Origin of the sequence: Anaerobacillus alkaliphilus (assembly GCF_004116265.1) — a bacterium.
GTDB lineage: Bacteria > Bacillota > Bacilli > Bacillales > Anaerobacillaceae > Anaerobacillus > Anaerobacillus alkaliphilus.
In genome coordinates, this window is record NZ_QOUX01000001.1 from 462,652 (window position 1) to 483,743 (window position 21,092).

At 35.1% G+C, this 21,092-nt stretch carries 29 protein-coding genes and 1 pseudogene; 28 read left to right on the forward strand and 2 right to left on the reverse strand.

What is annotated here, in order from left to right:
• Window position 1 precedes the first annotated feature (1 nt).
• The gene (gene lepB / locus DS745_RS02420) at window positions 2–613 is read left to right on the forward strand and encodes a signal peptidase I (protein WP_241657692.1); all 612 of its coding nucleotides are present in this window, start codon (window positions 2–4) and stop codon (window positions 611–613) included.
• Window positions 614–626: 13 nt separating this feature from the next.
• A complete protein-coding gene (locus DS745_RS02425) occupies window positions 627–1,145 on the forward strand; it encodes a YfiT family bacillithiol transferase (protein ID WP_129076608.1) in 519 nt (172 codons plus the stop codon).
• Window positions 1,146–1,198: 53 nt separating this feature from the next.
• On the opposite strand, the gene DS745_RS02430 is transcribed toward DS745_RS02425, so the two are convergent.
• Window positions 1,199–1,624 carry a GNAT family N-acetyltransferase gene (locus tag DS745_RS02430; protein WP_129076609.1) on the reverse strand — a complete coding sequence of 142 codons (426 nt, stop codon included), beginning with the start codon at window positions 1,622–1,624 and terminating at the stop codon, window positions 1,199–1,201.
• Window positions 1,625–1,735: 111 nt separating this feature from the next.
• Here DS745_RS02430 and pdxR point away from each other — a divergent pair, with 111 nt between their 5' ends.
• From pdxR to DS745_RS02510, 17 genes and pseudogenes are all read left to right on the forward strand, one after another.
• Complete coding sequence (pdxR, locus tag DS745_RS02435) at window positions 1,736–3,112, forward strand: MocR-like pyridoxine biosynthesis transcription factor PdxR (RefSeq protein WP_241657693.1); 1,377 nt, start codon at window positions 1,736–1,738, stop codon at window positions 3,110–3,112.
• A gap of 57 nt (window positions 3,113–3,169) precedes the next feature.
• Complete coding sequence (locus DS745_RS02440) at window positions 3,170–3,622, forward strand: DinB family protein (RefSeq protein WP_241657694.1); 453 nt, start codon at window positions 3,170–3,172, stop codon at window positions 3,620–3,622.
• A gap of 7 nt (window positions 3,623–3,629) precedes the next feature.
• Window positions 3,630–4,133, forward strand: a complete 504-nt coding sequence (locus DS745_RS02445) for a GNAT family N-acetyltransferase (RefSeq protein ID WP_129076610.1) — start codon at window positions 3,630–3,632, stop codon at window positions 4,131–4,133.
• Between the two features lie 297 nt (window positions 4,134–4,430).
• Window positions 4,431–4,712: a hypothetical protein gene (locus DS745_RS02450; protein WP_129076611.1), complete on the forward strand. Its 282-nt coding sequence runs from the start codon at window positions 4,431–4,433 to the stop codon at window positions 4,710–4,712.
• Window positions 4,713–4,804: 92 nt separating this feature from the next.
• On the forward strand, window positions 4,805–4,993 hold the full coding sequence (locus DS745_RS02455) for a hypothetical protein (RefSeq protein ID WP_129076612.1): 189 nt from the start codon (window positions 4,805–4,807) through the stop codon (window positions 4,991–4,993).
• A gap of 137 nt (window positions 4,994–5,130) precedes the next feature.
• On the forward strand, window positions 5,131–5,943 hold the full coding sequence (locus tag DS745_RS02460; RefSeq protein ID WP_129076613.1) for a DUF2785 domain-containing protein: 813 nt from the start codon (window positions 5,131–5,133) through the stop codon (window positions 5,941–5,943).
• Window positions 5,944–6,050: 107 nt separating this feature from the next.
• A complete protein-coding gene (locus DS745_RS02465; protein WP_129076614.1) occupies window positions 6,051–6,281 on the forward strand; it encodes a hypothetical protein in 231 nt (76 codons plus the stop codon).
• A 97-nt stretch (window positions 6,282–6,378) separates the two neighbouring features.
• Entirely contained in the window at window positions 6,379–6,915 is a 537-nt protein-coding gene (locus DS745_RS02470; protein ID WP_129076615.1) for a hypothetical protein, read from the forward strand.
• Window positions 6,916–7,151: 236 nt separating this feature from the next.
• The gene (locus tag DS745_RS02475; RefSeq protein WP_129076616.1) at window positions 7,152–7,616 is read left to right on the forward strand and encodes a hypothetical protein; all 465 of its coding nucleotides are present in this window, start codon (window positions 7,152–7,154) and stop codon (window positions 7,614–7,616) included.
• Window positions 7,617–7,752: 136 nt separating this feature from the next.
• Window positions 7,753–7,926: a hypothetical protein gene (locus DS745_RS24445; RefSeq protein WP_161568149.1), complete on the forward strand. Its 174-nt coding sequence runs from the start codon at window positions 7,753–7,755 to the stop codon at window positions 7,924–7,926.
• 158 nt (window positions 7,927–8,084) lie between these two features.
• On the forward strand, window positions 8,085–8,303 hold the full coding sequence (locus DS745_RS02480) for a hypothetical protein (protein ID WP_129076617.1): 219 nt from the start codon (window positions 8,085–8,087) through the stop codon (window positions 8,301–8,303).
• A 138-nt stretch (window positions 8,304–8,441) separates the two neighbouring features.
• Entirely contained in the window at window positions 8,442–9,023 is a 582-nt protein-coding gene (locus tag DS745_RS02485; protein WP_129076618.1) for a hypothetical protein, read from the forward strand.
• Window positions 9,024–9,121: 98 nt separating this feature from the next.
• Window positions 9,122–9,472 carry a hypothetical protein gene (locus tag DS745_RS02490; protein ID WP_129076619.1) on the forward strand — a complete coding sequence of 117 codons (351 nt, stop codon included), beginning with the start codon at window positions 9,122–9,124 and terminating at the stop codon, window positions 9,470–9,472.
• Between the two features lie 169 nt (window positions 9,473–9,641).
• Window positions 9,642–9,992, forward strand: a pseudogene (locus DS745_RS02495) (VOC family protein).
• 149 nt (window positions 9,993–10,141) lie between these two features.
• Complete coding sequence (locus DS745_RS02500) at window positions 10,142–10,588, forward strand: GNAT family N-acetyltransferase (protein ID WP_129076620.1); 447 nt, start codon at window positions 10,142–10,144, stop codon at window positions 10,586–10,588.
• Window positions 10,589–10,604: 16 nt separating this feature from the next.
• Window positions 10,605–11,459, forward strand: a complete 855-nt coding sequence (locus DS745_RS02505) for a GNAT family N-acetyltransferase (protein WP_129076621.1) — start codon at window positions 10,605–10,607, stop codon at window positions 11,457–11,459.
• Window positions 11,460–11,747: 288 nt separating this feature from the next.
• Window positions 11,748–12,281: a GNAT family N-acetyltransferase gene (locus tag DS745_RS02510; RefSeq protein WP_129076622.1), complete on the forward strand. Its 534-nt coding sequence runs from the start codon at window positions 11,748–11,750 to the stop codon at window positions 12,279–12,281.
• A gap of 178 nt (window positions 12,282–12,459) precedes the next feature.
• Here DS745_RS02510 and DS745_RS02515 read toward each other — a convergent pair whose 3' ends face one another.
• Complete coding sequence (locus DS745_RS02515; protein WP_129076623.1) at window positions 12,460–13,788, reverse strand: polysaccharide biosynthesis protein; 1,329 nt, start codon at window positions 13,786–13,788, stop codon at window positions 12,460–12,462.
• A 157-nt stretch (window positions 13,789–13,945) separates the two neighbouring features.
• Between DS745_RS02515 and DS745_RS02520 the strand changes: the two genes are divergently transcribed.
• The 9 genes from DS745_RS02520 to DS745_RS02560 all read left to right on the forward strand — a co-directional run bounded on the left by DS745_RS02520 (window position 13,946) and on the right by DS745_RS02560 (window position 21,092).
• A complete protein-coding gene (locus DS745_RS02520; protein WP_129076624.1) occupies window positions 13,946–15,157 on the forward strand; it encodes a hypothetical protein in 1,212 nt (403 codons plus the stop codon).
• Between the two features lie 105 nt (window positions 15,158–15,262).
• On the forward strand, window positions 15,263–15,802 hold the full coding sequence (locus DS745_RS02525; protein WP_129076625.1) for a DUF3231 family protein: 540 nt from the start codon (window positions 15,263–15,265) through the stop codon (window positions 15,800–15,802).
• 530 nt (window positions 15,803–16,332) lie between these two features.
• Window positions 16,333–16,539 (forward strand): zinc ribbon domain-containing protein, encoded by a 207-nt coding sequence (locus DS745_RS02530; protein ID WP_129076626.1) that lies wholly within the window; start codon window positions 16,333–16,335, stop codon window positions 16,537–16,539.
• Window positions 16,540–16,541: 2 nt separating this feature from the next.
• Window positions 16,542–16,844: a hypothetical protein gene (locus tag DS745_RS02535; RefSeq protein WP_129076627.1), complete on the forward strand. Its 303-nt coding sequence runs from the start codon at window positions 16,542–16,544 to the stop codon at window positions 16,842–16,844.
• 10 nt (window positions 16,845–16,854) lie between these two features.
• Window positions 16,855–17,469, forward strand: coding sequence for an NUDIX hydrolase (locus tag DS745_RS02540; RefSeq protein ID WP_129076628.1), 615 nt, complete (start codon window positions 16,855–16,857; stop codon window positions 17,467–17,469).
• Between the two features lie 131 nt (window positions 17,470–17,600).
• Window positions 17,601–17,792 carry a hypothetical protein gene (locus tag DS745_RS02545; RefSeq protein WP_129076629.1) on the forward strand — a complete coding sequence of 64 codons (192 nt, stop codon included), beginning with the start codon at window positions 17,601–17,603 and terminating at the stop codon, window positions 17,790–17,792.
• 153 nt (window positions 17,793–17,945) lie between these two features.
• Entirely contained in the window at window positions 17,946–18,884 is a 939-nt protein-coding gene (locus tag DS745_RS02550; RefSeq protein WP_129076630.1) for a DMT family transporter, read from the forward strand.
• Window positions 18,881–20,179, forward strand: coding sequence for a Zn-dependent hydrolase (locus tag DS745_RS02555; RefSeq protein ID WP_129076631.1), 1,299 nt, complete (start codon window positions 18,881–18,883; stop codon window positions 20,177–20,179). The genes DS745_RS02550 and DS745_RS02555 overlap by 4 nt, the downstream gene beginning before the upstream one ends.
• Window positions 20,180–20,252: 73 nt before the next feature.
• Window positions 20,253–21,092, forward strand: coding sequence for a hypothetical protein (locus tag DS745_RS02560; protein ID WP_129076632.1), 840 nt, complete (start codon window positions 20,253–20,255; stop codon window positions 21,090–21,092).

A 21,092-nucleotide genomic window follows, 5' to 3' on the forward strand; every position in this document is an offset into this window, starting at 1 on the left:
CGTGGTTCATAAGCTTTTGAAGGAATTGTTTAGTTGGGGAAAAACGATTGTTTTTTCATTGGCAATATTTATAGTGATAAGTATTTTTGTTTTTCAACCTTATACGGTAAATGGTAGCTCGATGGAGCCAACGTTTATTGGAACTGATCCATATGATGAAGAGCAAAAGGGAGACCGCGTATTTGTTTCGAAAAGCTCCTATAAGTTATTTGGCGAGCCAAAAGCGGGTGATATTATCGTTATTGACAGTCGTACCTATAAGCCACGAACTCTAGTTGATGAGCTAAAAGAGCATCCGTTAGTAGCTATCTTTAAAGAATCTCCGGATAATTATAAGTGGATTAAGCGAGTCATTGGCGAACCAGGGGATCGTCTAGAGTTAAAGCAAGGAACCTTGTACCGTAATGGAGAAGAGCTAAACGAGGATTATATATTTGAAGGTATGGATGGTTCATTCGAAGCAATTACAGTTCCTGAAGACCATGTATTTGTCTTAGGAGATAACCGTAATCATAGTGGTGATAGCCGAATGATTGGCACAATTCCATATGAGAATATTGTCGGGAAGGTAATGGTTCGTTATTTTCCATTCAATAAATTAAATCTATTTTAACGGAGGGATTGAGATGGATCCAAGATATCCAATTGGGAAGCTACAAATCAATGACGAAATTACAAAGGAAGATATAGTTAGGTGGATTAGTGAATTAGAAGCAACACCTGAATTACTTCGCAAAGCTGTGGAAGGACTAACAGTAGAACAATTGGCAACACCATATCGGCCTGAAGGGTGGAGGGTAGATCAGGTGGTTCATCATCTCGCCGATTCGCATCTTAATGCGTATATAAGGGTTAAGCTTGCCCTGACAGAAGAAAATCCATTGGTAAAAGTATATGATGAAGTTTTGTGGGCACAATTACCTGATAATCAATTACCAATTGAAGTGTCGTTACAATTGCTATTAGCGACTCACGCACGCTTGGTAACTTTACTAAACTCTCTTCAAGATGAGGATTTTAAGCGAACAATTAACCATCCAGACAACGGAATAGTATCTGTTGAACAGTTGATTGCTACATATGCATGGCATGGAAAACATCATATCGCCCATATCACAAGTTTGCGAGAAAAAATGGGCTGGTAATAGGAAGACGTTAGGAGAAATCCTAACGTCTTTATAGTAGGCCGGTTAACTCCTTACTTTACCTCATAAGTAAACGCATATGAGGTTTTTCGGTATTCCATCTTCTCCTCATAAAAACGATGAGCATCAATGCGTTGTAGTCCTGATGAAAGTGCGACAGATTGACAACCTAATTCACTAGCCAGTTGGTGAATATAAGAGAGCAGTTTTTCACCATAGCCTTTTGAGCGCTCGGTTTCTTTCGTTATGAGATCATAGACGTAAATATGCTTGAAATTATAAAAGTTCGCTAATTGAATAATGCCAGTTAAGGCTACTATTTGATCATTGTTATATAAGGCAAACATTCGATAGCCTTGTGGGACCATGTCACGAAGTAATTGGAAATATTCTTCTTCTGAGAGATGGGTGCGTAGTTCGTTCATGACAGGGTATGCTTCTTTCCATTGTTGTTCAGTTGTTATTTCTACTATATTCATTGCAAATTCCTCCTGAAAATGTGTTGTGATAATGATACTTTACCGTTAAACTGGACTGTATAAAAGATCCAGATTATTAGTTTTTAATGGTGTCAGATTGGAGGTCTTACATTGAATGAATTTGTAATGAATTTTCTAGACTCAGAGCCACTTTACATTCAAGTCTATCAGAAGATAAAAATAGATATTTTGGCAGGAAAGCTAAAGAGTGGTGATAAGCTTCCATCAAAGCGATCGTTAGCTAAGCACTTAGAAATTAGCATTAATACGGTTGAAGCAGCTTATCAGCAATTAATTGCTGAAGGCTATGTGGTAAGTCAGCCGAAAAGAGGAGTTTTTGTACAACAGCTTGAGTCTCAGTTACCTTTAACGAAAAGTGAAATAGTATTAAAAGAAGCAAATTCACCGAAATGGTTCATTGATTTTAGTCAAGGTATGATTGATACGGATCATTTCCCACTTAGCCAATGGCGTAAATATACAAATCTAGCTTTAGATGATCTAGCTAACTTACAGCTAGGTCACTACCAAGGTGAATTCACTTTGAGGAAAGAGATCTCGTCTTACATCTACGAAGCAAGGGGCGTAACTTGTTCGCCAGAACAAATTGTCATTGGGGCAGGAACACAATATTTATTAAAACTATTACTGATGTTGTTTGACTTGGGGACTACGGTAGCGATGGAAGATCCAGGTTTTCATAGAGCTAGAATGTCATTTGGAGAAGCTGGGATGAACGTTTTACCAGTTACAATTGATAAGGATGGCCTCAATTTTAATCAACTGTACGAAACGAGAGCAAAGTTGTTCTATTGTACACCTTCACACCAATTCCCGCTCGGAGCGATCATGCCAATTGGTGACCGGCAAAAATTACTTCAATGGGCGACTGAACAAGATAGCTTTATAATTGAAGATGACTACGACGGCGAATTTCGTTATGAGGGTAAGCCAATTCCTGCCTTACAAGGGCTTGATAAGGGGAAACGGGTCATTTATTTAGGAACCTTCTCGAAATCTCTTGTTCCAGCGATTAGGCTAAATTTTCTTGTGCTCCCTCCACAGTTACTTAAGCGATATCAAGAAAATCTTTCACATATTAAGCAACCGGTCTCGAAGATACATCAACGATCGTTAGCATTCTTTATGCAAGACGGACACTGGCAAAGACATCTTAACCGAATGAGAACGTTGTACCGTAAAAAACAAGAAACACTTCTTTTGGCGTTAGATAAGTACTTCGGCGATCGAGTCAAAATCAACGGTGAAAAATCTGGTTTACATATCGTCATAAATGTTCTTGATACGAAACTTACGGAGGTTGAATTAATCGAGCGTGCTGCAAAAGTAGGGATAAAGGTTTACCCAACGTCTATCTATTATATAAGACCAGTACCAACCTACCCACAATTATTAATTGGCTATGGTGGCGTACCACTAGAGAATATCCCAAAGGGAATTAAACTTTTAGCCGATGTCTGGTGTTAGTAAAATTGGAAGAAATTATGATAAACTACTTGGAAGATTGATATATTGGAGGAAAAAATGATGTCTGCAGTACAATTCAAAGAAAATATAGAAGAAATAATGGCGCTTTCGAAACTCCCAGAAGTTATGCTGGTTACTCCTCTAAAGGAAGGGAAATGGTCTTGTAAGGAAATTATTGGCCATATTTTTTACTGGGACAAATTTATTTTAGAAGAGATGGTATCAAAAATGGTCCAAGGTGGAGTTCTTCCAACGTTTCCCGACCATGATGTGTTTAATCTAGAAGCAATTGAGTATATAAGTAACTATGACGTAAACCAAGCCTTTGAAAAATTTAGGTTAACCAGAAAGGAACTACTTGAACAAATAGCCCTTGTACCTTCTGATGTTAGGTTTACTCTTGGCAAAGGGAAAAGACAGTTTTCAACAGATAGTTTCCTAAAGATGTTTGTTGGTCATGATCAAACCCATTTAAAGCAAATCTATGAGTTTTTAGAAGAGGAAAGGTAACCCTATTATGGAGATTTTTCTAACAAGACTACTAGATAAAGACGCTCGGAAGCTGTTTTTGTTTGAGGAGGAAAATCGTTCATTTTTTGAAACGCTGGTACCTGGTAGAGGTGACGAGTACTATAACTACGACACATTTCTTACAAGACATAATGAGTTACTAGAGGAACAAATACGAGGAGAAAGCTACTTCTATTTGATAAAGAATGAATTAGGAGAAATCTTAGGTAGAGTAAATTTCGTTGATATTGACGCTCATACAGCTCAAATAGGATACCGTGTAGGCGAACAGTTTCTTGGTAGAGGTATTGCTCAAAAAGCCGTAAAGTTGGGCTTAATCGAAGCAAGGTCACACGGAATAAAAACGATTTACGCTAAGACGACCAGTAATAACATTGGTTCGCAAAAGGTCTTAGAAAGAAATAACTTCAGGCTAGTGAACGAAGATCAGGAAGAGATTGAGTTTCTTGGCCAAACTGTAAGATTTATTCATTTTGCTTGGCATCAGTAGTAAAAAAGCAGTACCGTTAGACGTGGTATAACTCGTTCGGTTTTGAGTTCGAAAAACATTTTTAGCAGTTTAATTTAAAGTAGTTTTAATATTACTATTTACAGTCAAATAGCATTATAAAAAGCGAGGGTATTGTTAAATTCCTTTGCTTTTTTCTATACAATTAAATGATTAATTCGATAGTTTTTAAGGTTTGTTGGAATTTTATGTTAATATATAAGGGAGTAAGGAATATTAACTTTGTGAATAGATGCACTTAAAGTAACGAAGCAGGATAGTTTAGGAAAGAGGTGAAACGTGATGGCAGATAACGAAAAGAGAAGTGCGAGAAAAGTATTAAAAAACATTGTGGTATCAATATTGTTATTATTTTTAATATTTACTTATTTTCAGCAAAAACAAGAAATAAATCGATTAGAGAACACTCTATCGGCAGCAGAATTTCGTCTAACGAATTTTTATAGTTTCTATCCTATAATACATGGATTTCAGTTAGTAAAAGAAGAACCAACAAAAGAACGATTTGAATTGTTACACGCTTCACTACAAAATCAACATCAATTTATTCAAGTTTATTAGAACTAAATAGACATGACTTAACAGATGAACAATGGTCGTTATATACTGAGAGTCAATTTAATGGACAACAGGCAACTGTTTATATATTAGGTATGGCAAATAGAGTTAACGAACTATCAGCAAATGATTGGGATGCAATAGAAGAGATAGAAAAAGCTTGGCTTACTTTTGCAAATAGAATTGAACAATATCAATTAATCCATTTAGGGAATGTTAATACAAAAGATTTAGCCTATTTTTACATTGAATTACGAAAGCAGTTATATGATATTAAAAATTAAATAGTTATAAGAATATTTGTGTTGAAATTAAACTTACGAGAGCGATGGGCTGAGGTCTTTGTTGTGGTTTATTAGGTTGCTTTTATTAAGGTTTTATGATTTTTAGAAAGAAATATTATTACGTGTGAGGTATAAATATGAACTTAAAACACCAGTTAGAAGAAATAAGGAATCAAAGTGGTGTGTATCAGCCTACTGATGATTTAATTGAGTTGATGCTCAACAATATAGGAACAAATGATTCTGAGTTAAGAGATAAGCTGATTTACTCTACTTTTTCAAAATGGGTGCAAGAAAATAGTATAAATAGTAAACAGGCTTACTACATATTGGATAGGTGTCTTAGTACCAGCCATTTATTTTTCTGTATTGGGGAGGAAAACAATGACTCGGTATTTAAAAGGTCATTTTCGTCCCTATTAATTGCTTGTTTAATGAATAAAGACCATGAAGCTATGCTTTTAACCGAAAAACAGTTTGCAAATGTTTTTGACAAGAGTGTAGTATATTTAAATTCAGAAAAAGACACAAGAGGTTTTGTAGATGAAAAAGGCTGGGCTCATGCAATAGCTCATGGAGCTGATTTATTGGATGCGTGTGTAAAACACCCAATGTATAGTTCTGAGTTCCATAAGATTACACTTGAAACCATTAGTTCCTGTTTATTTCATGGAGTTATATTTATTGATGATGAAGATGAGAGGTTGGTCTCTGTTATCAACACACTTATAGACAAAGGTATTGAAGATGAGATGTTGGAGAGATGGATAGATAACATCTCAAAGAAACTAAAAGAAATTCATAACGTAGAAGAGTATTCATTAAAGTTTTATAGAACCAAAACAAACATAATGAATTTCTATAAAACACTCTATTTTAGTTTGCCAAGCGAGAAACATTACTTAAGGAATAGAATAGAAGAGAACATACAGTCGTGGAAAAATAGTTGAATTAAGCTCACTTTACCATTGTATTAAAGAAGTTCTTTATTGTGAAGTTATGTACTTAAACAAACGGAAGCTTAGTGGAAGAGAAAAAATAACGGGGTGGAAATAAGTTGAATAATAGAACTAGTGGCTTATTACTTATAGGTTTGTCATTGTTAACAGCGGTCATAGCTTACGGATTTGACCAACTATCAAACGCAGTAAAGAAATCTGCTGGATTTATTAAGGCAGGAGGCTCCCTAAATTCAACTAATCCTTCTGTACCAACAGTATCCATTTTCCTAATAGCAATTTCGATTATTATTGGAATTATTATATTTATGGATAAAAAGAAATCTTAACCTATTCAATTAACGAGTGCGTATATGCAATAAGTGAATTAATTACCTTATCTAAATTTATCTGATAACAACAGAATAACAATAAAAAGTAATTTAGTTGGAGGGGATAATCATTAAACGATTAATCATTGTTTCTATTGTTCTATCGCTCTTGCTTTCAGGATGTTATTTTAATGTCGAAGAAACAGACACAAAACCATCAGTATATAGTGGGAGAACATTAGACATTGGAATTATTGGAGAATTACCAAATCAGAGTTTTGACAGGGTTACATTCCATAAGATTAAACCTGCTTCGTTAGAACTTGAAGAATTTGATGCCTACTTTATTACCCGTGATTACTTCAGTGAGGTTTCCCAAGAAAAGTGGGCTCCTGTATTTTCTTCTATCGGCGTTCCTGTATTTTTTATTGACTCGGATATTCAGGATTTCGTTTATCGAAAAGAAAATTATTCTTATGCAGACTTAGAACGTTTTCCTTCATTTGAACATACCACGGGTTTCTTAGTGAAAGAGGATAATATTTTAAAGACTGGTTATGGAACGAGAACCGAAGCAGATACTTTCGAAACTGAAACACCCGCTTGGATTTACGATTTAATCTTTAAACACATTGAAGAGTATTATAACTAATACTATCTAATCAATTTAATTTCACTAAACTAGCTAATAGAGGCTCGGGTTCTTATTGCGTTAACGGATGCTTTAGTGAAAAATTTGACAGTGATGGACCTGGTGCTTTTAAACTAGGTCCATTTATTTTTATAAAAAAAATGTCTTTTTGCAATTGGTAGAAAGTGTTAAAATTTACTTATTCAAGTAAGTTGTAGGTTTGTTGAATAGAGTTTGATTAGAAATTAGGGGAGAAGATGATAAATAAAAATCTGTGTTTAATTGTTTTAATTATGTTACTCGGTGCAATATTCGGCTGTTCAGCTAATAAAGAAAAATTTGATGATGAAAATATTGTTTTTAATCTTGTAAAAATAGAAGAAACCACAGACTATAAATATTATATTATAGAAATTACAAATAAAACTGGATTTGATTTAACTCATCTTACATTTAATTTAAGTTACCCAATAAAAACTTCTAATGGTTCAAAAAGTAATCCATATTCGGTAGAAGGAAAAACTGATAGTTTTAGACCTATAAATTTAAAATCAGGCGAGACAATAAGTTTTTCAATTTTTGCACCTATTAAAGAGGTATTTTCCAATTCAAATTTACTTGATTTTGAAAACCCAAGCATTAAGTTAAAAGGTTATTATAAAAAAGGAAAAGAGGAAATTCAATTTGGTGTATCTGGTGGATTGAGCGTTTTTGTTAATTAATATTCAAAATCGTTCTTAAACACACGAGAGCTTTAGTACAGGAAGCTATCGCTGCCGTCATGGTCTAATAAAAAGGAATACTAATATTGAATTACATCTCTTGATTGGTAGATAGATTGTTAATGGAAGAAATTTCATGAAGAAATTTTTAATTTTAATCTTTTTGACTTTACTTGTCGCATGTCAAAACAACGACAAAAAATTAGTTATTCAATACCTTGAAGTTTATGAAAACGCCAATAATGAAGAAGTTAAGCACTATAAAGCAAAATCATTAGATGTAGTGATTAAATCATTGCTTTTAAATTAAAAGTACCAACAGAAATTCCAAGTACATTTAATCAATTCGAACCAGTGTTTATTACTGATTGGAACGTCACCGAAGATGGCAAAGATATAGCAATTGAATTAAGAGCAACTTCAATAGACGATGATAGCTTATTAAGTGTTTATGCAAGGGATTTCGATATGTCGATATTAAATACATTTAAGAATGGAGCAGTAAAAATTTCTCTGGATAACAAGCAAGATGTTTATTTTCAGCTACCTAATAAAAGTGAGTGGCAGTCGGGAACTGTTTCATGGGTGAAGAATAATGTTTTTTATTCAGTTGAATTTACTGGAAATGATTTAAATGCAGATGAAGTAAAACAAACACTACTTTATTTAGTGAATCAAAAGCAATAAAGGTTATTAAAGAAAGCGTTACTGGAACAGCAACAGTGACGCTTTCTTTCTAACTTTTGAGCCGGTTAGTTACATAAAAAGGAATTAAATAAACAGACTTTTTCGCTTGTTAAAAATAAAAAATTGGAAGGTGAAAAAATGAAGTATTTTTATAAATTTTTTATATCTAGCATAATTATGTTTTTGCTTTTTCTTACAGCTTGTAGCACATCTCCTGTTGAGAGTTCATTAGCTGGAAAAATAAATCCTATAAATGACTTCGACATTAAGAATTACGAACAATATGCTGCAACACTCCAAAATGAAAATGGATATTCAGAAAAAGAAGCCAGTAAGTATGCATTTGAAGTGGAACTACTGAAAGTAGCTTTAATAAATCATGCAATGGAATTAGGAATAGCAATAACTGATGAAGATGCTAAGAAACAAGCAAATGAAGGAAGAGAAATGTTTGAAACTGGTAAGTTATCTAATGAAGAAAAGAAAGGTATTGAAGAAACAATTGTTGATTTAGGGATAACAGAAGAACAATTTTGGAATGAGTATGTGGTTCAAACTGGTGCAAAGATGCAGTTAATGATAGAAAGATTACAAGATTACCAAAAAAAACATTATCCTGAAATGAAATGGGATGACTTTGCCAATGAAATAGTAGAAAATTTTATAATAAAAGAGACTGAAAAGATAAATAAATTTAAGGAACTAATAAGTCTAGACTAATTGCTTCTTTAAACTAACGACTTGTGGTACTAACTGGCAGTAATCATTGAAGAATGAGTTGGATTAATATGGTGATTAGTGAAAAAAGGAGGAATATAATGAATTACTTTTTTAGTTTTATTTTATCTATTGTTCTTACTTCTCTATCGTATTTTTTAGGGGGACAGTTAATTAGGAATGATATAGCTCTTTGGCAATCCCTTGTAATCGGAGCTTCAGTAGTTACTTTGGGTGCACTTACTGAATATTTAGGTGCACCTATTTGGTTAATTGTGTTAATACCGTTTCCAGTTGGGATGCTGTTACTTTATCTATACTTAAATAAACTGCTTCATATATGGTTTCTTACATACATAACAGTATTAGCTTTGTATTCCGTTATTCACGTTGTAATGAGTTATTTTTTTCAATTCCATTCTTTAATTCCAGCTTGGAAATTATCATCATAATTACAGATATAATTTCTTATTAAACAAACGCGTTAGTGGAACAGCAGTTATCGCGACAGCCTGTCTCATTTTATTAAAGTAACTGGCTGTTAGCTTTAACATGAAGGGAATATATAAGCTGTAGAGAATTAATCTTGTATACTCGAAGTTTATTTTTGGAGGTAGCTTTATGAACCCTATATTAAATAAAATTGGTACAATTTTTATTCCTGTAAGTAATGTTGAAGAAGCTCGTGATTGGTATTGTGACATACTAGGGTTAATAGCAGAAGGTGAGATACTATATGGTCATTTATATATTGTACCAATGAATGGGACAGGTATTGTATTAGATAGCAAGATTTATTCAGAAGATAATACTTTTAAAACTCCACTTTTTCATTTTAACACTAACGATATTGAGCAAGCATATGAGTAATTGAGAAGTAAGAATGTCGAATTAACAACAGAAATTGAGCATAACCATTGGTTTAATTTCAAAGACCCTTATGGAAACCATTTGATGGTGTGCAGGTGTTAACCTAATATTATTTACGTGGGCGTTACTGGAACAGCAACAATGACGCTTTCTTTAACACTATTAAGCAAGTTAGCCGAATATGGAGTTTTGTTTTTTGTGGTAGAATAATCCGGTTTCAATAATACATTTAGCTATGAGGAGAAATTACCTTGGAATTTAAACTAGTAGCAAAAAATGATTTAATTAAATGTACGGAAACATTTATTGAAGTATTCAATGATGAGCCTTGGAATGATGAATGGACATTTACAAAGGCTAAAAAATATTTACTGAGTTTTTATCAGACACCTGGATTTTTAGGCGTTTTAGCGGTAGAAAACGATGAAATTCTCGGCTTTATTTTTGGTGTAAATAGAGTATGGTGGAGCGGAGATGAGTTTTTTATTAATGAAATGTGTGTAAAAACACAAAGTCAAAATAAGGGTATTGGAAGAGCGATGTTAAATTATTTAATAAAAGAGCTTCATAGCAGTAATATAAGTAACATTATACTTCTCACAGATAGAGGTATACCTGCCGAAGAATTTTATAAGAAAAATGGTTTTGAAGAAATAGAAAGAGTCATCTTCTTGCATAAGAACATCAAACTATCTTGAGTGGAGAGTGTTGAAAATGAAATTTATAGTTTATGATAATGGACATGAGTTTGAGAGAAAGATAGAGTCGTTTTTATTGGAGAAGGAAGATATATTCAGTCTTTTTTACGGTGTACTGCAAGCGATTAAAGCTGGTAATTATGAAAATCCATTTATGGCGACAATTGAGGAAGACGGAAATGTATTAGCCTTTTTCCAAATGACACCCCCGCATCCGTTAAATCTTATTTTTGTCGATGAAAACAGTTTAGATGAAATAATAGATTTCTTCATAAAAAATATGGTCGAAATTGAAATTGACTTTTGTTCTATAATCAGTTTGAAAGAGTGGGCATACAAAGTCGCGAAGAAGTGGGAAATTAAAACCGGTAAGGCTCATAAACTGCTTATGGATCAGGGATTGTATCGTTTAAATAAGGTCAATGAAACGCTTGAACATAGTCCAGGTTCTTGGCGTTATGCGGAAGAAAATGATTCTCTACTTATCGAGAAGTGGTTTAACTCATTCGAAAATGATGTCGGACTGCCGATTTCTCCGATCGAACAAGTGAAAAAACGTGTTGCAATGTTTCTTCAGGAACAAGAGGTTTTTATTTGGGAGGATAAAGGAAAGATCGTATCTATGATGAAGAAGTCACGTCCTACAAAGAACGGTGTAACCGTTAGTTTGGTTTATACCCCAAAGGAAGAACGTAAAAAAGGATATGCTCGGACGCTTGTTAAGGCGGTTTCAAGAGAACTACTTAAAGACTTCAACTTTTGCGTCCTGTATACAGATATGATGAATCCGACATCAAATAAGATCTATAGGGAAATTGGCTATGAAAGGATTGCAGACTCTGTTCATCTCGTTTTTGATAAAGTCGAATAATTCTGTTTCAATAACTAATCTATATTAAATCGGATCTTCAATATTGGTTAATGAAAGTTATTTTAGTTTTAATGGGTTCTTTGTTAATTATTTTTGGATTTTTTCTTCTTAATCATTTAATTAAAGAGTAAAAGTTAGGAAATCTGTTATTGAACAAACGGATGCGAATAGCAGAACAAAAAGATAAAGATTAGTGATATTGAGGTTTTTAATGAAGGAGTGCATACATGATGGAAAGCAATATTCTTGATGTATTGCATAAAACGGGTTGTGAAGGAGAGAGAAAGAATGTTTCCTAGACTAGAGACAGAAAGATTGGTACTAAGAGAAATATCAAAGGATGACGCAGAAGGTATTTTTGCCTGTTTTTCAAATAAAAATGTAACACAGTATTATGGGCAAGATACATTAGAAAATATGGAACAAGCAGAAGCATTTGTTGATTTCTTTGCAAATAGTTACAAGGAGAACAGAGGAATACGTTGGGGAATAGAAATAAAAGGAGCGCAAGGAATAATAGGCACTATTGGATTTAATGCGTGGTCCCCTAAACATAAACGAGCAGAGATTGGATATGAGATACATCCTAATCAATGGAGAAAGGGATATACACTCGAAGCGTTAACAAAAGTAATTGAATACGGATTTGGTGAATTCGGTCTAACTAGAATAGGTGCAGTTGTCTTTACAGAGAATGAGGCTTCTAATAAGCTGTTAGATAAAGTCGGATTTCTAAAAGAAGGTGTTCTGAGGGATTATATGTACCAAAACGGAGAGGCATATGATACATATGTGTATTCATTACTTAAATATAATAGATAATGTGATTCAGCTGCGGGGGCAGGTTAGTTTAAGACAATTAAACAATATTACAAACCACTTGGGACATTCCCAAGTGGTTTGATTAATTTCTAAGAGCAGAATTGAACTATTGCATAATCCGATATTTGAGCAGTAGTTCCATTTCCACCATCAGACGGTGGTGGTACTGCTTTCCTTATTAAATTTTTGTTAAGGTAGGGGTACGCAAAGTAAGAGGAATGCCAATCTTATGACAAACGGTCATGTAGTGCATCAAAGTAAGCAGCACAACCCCTGTATTCATGCCGATGATAATACCGTGCATTTGTAGACTAGGGTTTGATCCTAAGAAGTACATAAGTAAAAAGGAAATGAAAGTAGACCAAACAGCATGGAGTAAAGCATCTTTCACCATTCCCAATCCAATTAAGTACGCTTGAAGTGGGATCACAAAAAAGTGAAATAAAAAGTATGGGACTAATAGCTGTAAATAAACGACCGCAGGAGAATTTTTGAAAAACAAACCTGTCAGTGGCTCTGCAAAGAAGTAAAAGATTAATACGGATGGCAATCCGTAACCAAGTGTTAACTTCATGACTTGGATGAGTAATTGTTGTAGTTTTTGATAGTCTTGTTTCGCGTAAGCTTCGGCAACGGTTGGTATTAAAACAATTAATAACGAATGAGCAATGAATGCTGGGAAAAAGCCAATGGAAAAAGCTACACCTGCTAATTTTCCAAATTGAGCAGTTGCCATTGCTTCTGTTAGGCCTGCATTTACTAAGGCATATTTTATGAGAAAAGGTTTTACTGCAAAAGTCACCGAATGGAAAATCCTAACGCCTGTCATAGGAAGAGACACTGACATAAGCCCTTTTCGAACAGTAGCTCCATCAAGTGAGGCATGATCGTGTAATCTCTCTGATCTTAGTTGGATAAAAAACATCGTTGCCATGTAAGCAAACACAACGAATTCACTGGCAATGAGTGTACAGAGAGCCACTAGTAAAGCTACTTCATGTTCAAATTGAAATAGTTGATAGACGATAACTAGTAACAATAACTGAAGGGCACGTCGTAAAAAGTTTGAGATGGCAATCTTACCCATCTGTTGAGAGCCCATAAAGTAGCCTCGAAAGACTGATGAAAATGAAATGATTGGTATGAGAATGTAGACAAGTAATTTTACATATGGATGATATTGATCAAATACAGGGATTTGTGGGACGACGATTAATGAGATTACTAGGAATAAGAGGGCGATGACTGTTGCAATTCCAATGGCTTGAAATAACATACTTCGATGGTACCGTTTGTCTTTTTCAGCAACGAATTTTGAAATGGAGATTGGAAGTTCCATACTTGCTAATACAGCAATTAACATAATCGTTGGAAGGATAGACATGTATAACCCTAAGCCAGTTTCGCCAAGTTCCCTTGCCAAAACAATATTTATAACCAATTCGAGGCTTTCCCCGATAAAAGCCGCAATTGCTAACAAAATGACACCGCGATAAAATAATTTCATCTCCTATTATCCCCTTACAATATACAAAAGTTACTTATATATATGAGACAAGTTGTTACTATATGAGTAAAATCGTTTGAGGGTGGGATAATCTGTAAAAAACATGATCCTATATGGTAAAATGAAAGTAAAAGTAAGCAGTAGAAAGGATGATTTTTTGACTAAACGTTTATTCATTATTGGTACAGTTATTTTAAGTATAGTGCTTGTGTTGTCATTCTCTATGTTCGCTGATAACCTTGCTATTAATACAAATAAGCTCACAACCAAAGAGACTACGCAACTGACAATTGGATCGTTAAAGGGTGAGTATCACGTTGACACGATTTACTTAGCGGAGGCCCTATCAGTAGGTGGAGATATCCCTTATGAAATTACTATAGGAGAAGGAACACTTTCTTTGCGTGTTCAATTTGATGGTGAGCTAATTTCTGAAGAAGAAGTCAGGAATACATCTGTAGGTTTACTTAAAATTCATGGTGAAGCAGGAAACTACGAAGTAAGCATACTTACAGAAAAAGCAAAGGATATTAAGCTAACCCTTAGGAAAGAGGTTATTAAAGATCGGGACTGGTCTGAGTTTACTCTTTTTGATTGGGGCAGAAAAGAGATAAGACTATCTGATGTGGAATATCAGCAATACCTTAATTGGGTTAATGAGAACGAAATATTTGCTGCAGATGTAAGCTTGGTTGGTAATGACTTGTTGGAGGTAAGATTTTTCGAATTAGAGGAGTATTCAGATATTCTTGATTTTACCGAAGAAATACTATCGATTGAGCTCCAGGATCTACTTACTCTTAATGCCGAGGTAGCAGATTTACATCTACGTGAAGCGTATAAAGCTTCTACCTATTATCAAAATCAACAGGAACCTACGATCCAATTCTTTGATTTAGAAGGAGATCTCATCGTTGAATACAACACTTCCTCTGAGCAACGAAGAATTGAAAAAGAACAAGAAGAGGAAAGAAACCGTGTTAATTTAGGAACCTTTCGTATGCGAGAACCAATCGATATTAATGGCGATGTAATTACGATTACAGGTGGAACGACAGTAGCTAGAAGACTAGAAAATGAGCTATACTCTCCAAATATTGTTGTAAGGTTAGGTATCCAATTTGAAAATATACGTGATGTAGGAACATTTGCCTCGGCAAAACTCTTTTCAATAAAAGACTCATGGGGTCAAGAGTTGGAAATTTACCCCTTTGAGGAAAATCTAGGCGAAATCGTAAAAGCCGGGGAAGAAACACATGGTCCAGTTTACTTTGTAGCCAGTGGTAAGGGACCTTATGAAGTAACGTACACAACGACTAAAGCGAAAGTTACTTGGGTTGTTTCCGACCGGGAGTTGGGGATTTATTAGATTTACTAGGAAAGAGCACGATTCGTTTAGAGGATCGTGCTTTTTATCATAAATATTTATAAAAAATACATTTATTGGGAAAAATCTCCCGTAGGAGGTGTGATAATGCCAAATTATCTAGAGTCAATAATGGCTGCGGTAAAAACAATCATTGATGATGAACAACAACCGACGTTAAACATTCTCGAAGCCGGACATTGTTGGTTGTACTACGGGGTGCTTCGTGAAGCAGTTGCCTTTGAGCAGGCAGGTATGAATACAACTGACGATGATGAATTGAAAGGGATTTTAAAAGACGCTGAAAAGATGTGTCTAGCACAGGCACAGGAACTGGAAGACTTCATGAGAAAAGAAGGTGTGCCGTTGCCACCAGTGTCGGAGTTTAAACCGATGAGTAACTCTAGCGAAATTCCACCCGGTGTGAAGTTAACGGATGATGAAATCTCAAACGGGGTAGCTATGAAAATGATTGCTCTTTCAAATGCCGCATCAATGGCAGCTTCACAATGTGTAAGAACTGATTTAGGTACATTGTGGGTAAAAGATTTAAATGAAGCTCTAGCATATGGAATGACACTAAAAACGAAAATGAGAAAAAGAGGGTGGGCGAAAATTCCACCAAGTTATTCCCCACCTGGTGTATGAGAAAAAATGACGGACTCTAACTTACGAAAGAGTCGTCTTTTTTTATTCCATTTATTGTCACAATATGATACGATTTTTTGAAATGAAGGGTGATGTTGATAATTCTGAAACTATGAAGTTGGTAAAATCGTCTAACGTTCATAAAATGATAATTTGATAAAGGGGAACTTTCTAGATGAAAAAATGGCTAATCATTCTTGTTGCTTTGTATTTAATTTGTACTCTCTTTTTCCCAACGAACTTGATAGGGGATTTCCTCCATATAAAGCCACATCATTTGGAGCATAAGATTGCAGTTTTCTTTTCAATCAACTTTCTAATCTGGGCCCTTTGTTTATTTATTATTATTACGTACCGCACGTGGAAAAGAAAGGCGATATGAAATTGCTCGGATGTTTCTTTCGGATGGGCAGTAATGTTAAGTAGCGCATTAAGAAAAGCAAAGACCAGATTGGAGTAAATGGTGAAACTTTCCTAATCAAACCACGTAAATATAGTTGAAAAAATTTTCAATTGGTGGAGGGATGACTATGAAAGAACGAGGCTGTATTAAATGTGGGGGAACAGAAGCGGCGACTAAAGAGATTGCGACTACTGGTACAGGGTTATCAAAAATGTTTGATATTCAACATAATAAATTCTTAGTGGTTTATTGCAAAAAATGTGGTTACTCAGAGTTCTATAATAAACAAACATCGACAGCATCTAATGTAATTGATTTCTTTTTTGGAGGATAATGATGTTAAGAAGAATGTTTAAACATGGTGAAGAGACGATTGATCAGTTACAGGTAGATGATAATATCACATATATCGTTATACATTTCACACCTAGACAGGATTATCTTTATGTTAGTGAAGAACAATTCGAAGAAGATGATGCAGGCAATCTACATATTTCCGATAGTATCGATGACTATTATTTAATTAGTGGTAATTTTGTCTACTTGGAATTAGAGGTAAAGAGAAATCTAGCAGAAACCTTACTTGAGGTTAAAAAGAGATATCAAGTAACCAACCCGACGTTAATAGAGATAAGCTAAAGGAGAAAAAATGGAAACAGAATTAATAAATATATATGACGAGAAAAGAAACCATCTTGGAGTTGCTACTCGTGAAGAGGTTCATAAAGAAGGTTATTGGCACGAAACATTTCATTGCTGGTTAATAAAGAAGGAGTTAGATACTAACTATATCTATTTCCAACTGCGTAGTAGCGACAAAAAAGATTATCCAAATCTTTTGGATATTACTGCTGCTGGCCATTTGTTAGCAAACGAAACTGTAGTAGATGGGATTCGAGAAGTGAAGGAAGAGCTTGGGATTGACGTACCTTTTGACAAGCTAGTACCATTGGGCATCCTAAAATATTGTCAAACCAAGCCTGGTTTTATTGACAAGGAATTGGCTAATGTGTTTTTGTTTCACTATGAAAATGGGTTTTCGGAATTTGAGTTACAGGAAGAAGAGGTAACGGGCATTTTTAGAGCGGTATTTGATGATTTTTATCAATTTTGTTTTAATGACCTACAGGAAATGATAATTGAAGGTTATGTGAACCACGATAAACAAAATGTGATAAAAAAAGCAGTAGGTAAAAGGGACTTCGTTCCTCATGAGAAAGAATTTTATGAGGATGTAGCTAGGATGATTAACAAGTTTTTATAAGCGAGGGAATGTCTTTAGTTTAGACATTTCTTTTTTTTATTTATTTTTGAGAAAAATTGTAACTTTTTTTCCTTAAAGACGTCACACCGTATAAGAGAGTATATTTTATACATAGAAAGGTAGATTAAGACGTGGATACAATTGCAATTATTGTGGTTATTAACATAGGAGTTTTAGGATTTGTCATATGGACCATTTCAAATATGAACGACAAGCTAGATCTGTTGCTAAGAATTCAATTAAAGAAACATGATGTACGCTTTTTAGATGAGGACATGGAGGCGGAAGTTGAAAAATACCGCGATAAAGGGTTTATAAAATAAAAAACATAAAAAATAATTTTAAATAGTAGGTTTAACTATAGAATTCTTTGGGTAAGAGTATATAGTTATCAAAATTTTTTGTTGTTTTACATATATTTCAATATTTGAGGCAGAATAATAGAATAAGAGATAACTGTTAAGTGAGGAACGAGCATGAAAGTAGAAAAAGGAAAGTTAAGGTTTTTCGGGATTGTCCTAGTTCTTTTAGCAGCAGTTTTTTGGGGTGTTAGTGGTACAGTTGCTCAGTATTTATTTCAAGAGCATGGTGTTGGTGTTTCTTGGCTTGTTGTCATACGTTTATTAGTTTCAGGTCTACTCATTTTATTGATAACTATGATAAAACGAGAAAACAACATCTGGGCAATTTGGAAAGACCATTGGTTTGGCTTAATTCTTTTTGGTACATTGGGTTTATTAGCTGTTCAATATACATATTTTGCTGCAATTGAAGCTTCTAACGCAGCAACCGCGACCCTTTTACAGTACTTAGCACCAGCAATGATTGTTCTTTATGTAGCTTTAAAGATGAAAAGCCTACCATCTAGAACACAGTTTATGGCGATTGGATTCGCTTTAGTCGGAACGTTTTTATTAGTGACTCATGGAAACTTCCGTGAGCTGTCTATTACTGGTTGGGCCTTGTTTTGGGGTATCGCTTCTGCATTAGCTCTAGCCTTTTACACGCTTCAACCGATCCAATTATTAAAAAAATATGGTTCGTTTGTTGTAGTAGGATGGGGGATGATTATTGGTGGTATCGGAATGAGTTTTCTTCACCCACCTTGGCGTGTGGAGGGAAACATTTCTGTTTCATCAATAACCGCGATTAGCTTCGTCATCGTTTTTGGTACATTACTTGCGTTTTTATGCTATTTAGAAAGCTTAAAATATTTAAAGGCGACCGAGGCGAGTTTGTTAGCCTGTACAGAACCATTGTCGGCAGCACTTCTTGCTGTGTTATGGTTAAATGTCCCTTTTGGTTTTTCGGAATGGCTAGGAGCTTTTTGCATAATTGCTACAATTGTGATCTTGTCTAGAATAAAAGATAAAAGGGAAGTTCCATTTATAAAGAAGGAGAGGTTAAGGGCATGAATACATATCCAAATCAATTTTTTGATAGGTTAATGCAAGATTATGACTCTCGTTTAAATCATTCAGGTATTGAAGGAGAACGATTAGCGACAAGATTAGCAAAGCTAGCTGAAATTGGCTTGACAGACGAAAATGGGTCTAGCAGAATGGGTTTTTCAAAGGAAGAGCGACAAGCAAAAGAGTTAGTGAAATCGTGGATGAAGGATGCTGGATTAGTTGTTCGGGAGGATGGAGCAGGCAATGTATTTGGTAGATTGGATGGTAAGGACGGGAATGCACATGTCATCCTCTCAGGATCACATGTAGATTCTGTTCCAAATGGCGGACATTTCGATGGCCCGTTGGGTGTTCTAGCCGCAATAGAAGTGGCAGAAGCATGGAAACAAGCTAACTACCAACCAAATAAATCGTATGAGGTTGTTATCTTTACCGATGAAGAGGGTTCACGCTTTAGTGGGGGCTTTAGCGGAAGCGCTGCGATGGTTGGGGACGTAAATCAAGATGAGCAGTTGAAGCTAATCGATTTACATGGTCATTCATTTCAAGAAGTTATTAAAGCTGACGGGCTGACTGTAGATGGCTATTTCAGAGCAAAGCGTGACATGAAAGAAGTGGCTGCCTTTGTTGAAGTTCACATTGAGCAAGGCAAACAGCTTGAGAAACGAAATCTTCCAGTCGGGGTTGTGACTGGGATTGCTGGACCTTGTTGGCTTGAGTTAACGTTTCTAGGGGAAGCGGGTCATGCCGGAAATACTCCAATGAATGATCGGAAAGATGCATTAATAGCTGCGAGTATGTTTATACATGAATTAGAAAGGTTCCCAAGGGAAGTAAGTCCAACAGCTGTTGCAACTGTAGGAAGATTAAATGTTCACCCTAACGGCATTAATGTCATACCTGGCAAGGTTACATTGTCTGTTGATATTCGTGATATACATAAACAAACGAGAGATTTGTTGGTTGAAGAAGTGATAAAAATGGCCCAAGAAGTTGCTGAGCATAGAAATGTTAAGCTTGAGGTAGCAGAAACTATTCGAATTGCACCTGTTCCAATTTCCTTACAAATGCAAGGCAAAGTTATGAAGGCCGTAGAGGATCAAGAGGTTGAGGCATTCTTATTGCCAAGTGGGGCCGGACATGATGCGATGGTCATCGGAACTCATACTCCTGCAGCGATGTTATTTGTTAGAAGTCAAAATGGGATTAGCCATAATCCCAAAGAATGGTCATCATTAAATGATTGTGTGATGGCAGCTCATGTATTAAAAGGGATTATAGAAGACCTTACCCAATAAGGTAAAAAACCGTTTCTAGTAGTGAAACGGTTTTTTACTTATGGTAAACAATAGGTAATAGAGGTGACTTGTCATGAGAAAAAGATATTTAGCTGGATGGGAAATATACTTAGAAGACAAAGAAGAAAGCATTGATTATTTTAAAACACATGGTGTAACTGAAGAAGCCTTTCAGCTGTTTAAGCAATTGCAGGCAGGAATTGAACTAGAGATTGAGGGAAACCAGATTGTTAGGGCCGTAGAACACCAACAGGAACACCAGAAAGTAAAATGGGAAAATGAAGAATTACCCCTAGAAGAGTGGGAAGACCATCCTGTATTTTTTTTGAAAAAGGATGTAAATGGCAATCATCGTATTGGGGGAAAAAAACCAAAGGAATTACAATTGCCAAAACATGCAGAAGTGATGACGAAATTCCAATACATTGGTAGTTTAGGCGGGGAAGATCGTGCTTTTCAGTGGATGAACATGGAACAGTTCCATATCGTCTTTCCTTTGTTTGAATGTAATTACGGAGTCTTTTTTGATTATAGTAATCCGTTAGAACCTAAGGTTATTGAACCGACGACCTTTACAGATGACTGGGAAGACAGCTTTTTACAAGAAACCCAAGTTGAGTATGAGAGAGTAAATTATCGTGTAACAGATGAACTCAACGATCTGCAAGAATTTGAAAGTCGTGACGTTTTGTTATGTGGAGTGCCGATGTGGTATCAGTTTCCATGTGTACCGAGATGTCCAGTAACAAATGAGCCGATGCGGTTTGTTTGTTCAATTGAGTCTGACCCTTCGATTAAAGTCATCAATGATCATGAAGTACATAATGACATTCTTATTTTTGGAGATATGGGGCATTTGATGGTGTTTTACCATCCGACCTCAAAGGTAGCATTTGTGATGATGGAACATTAG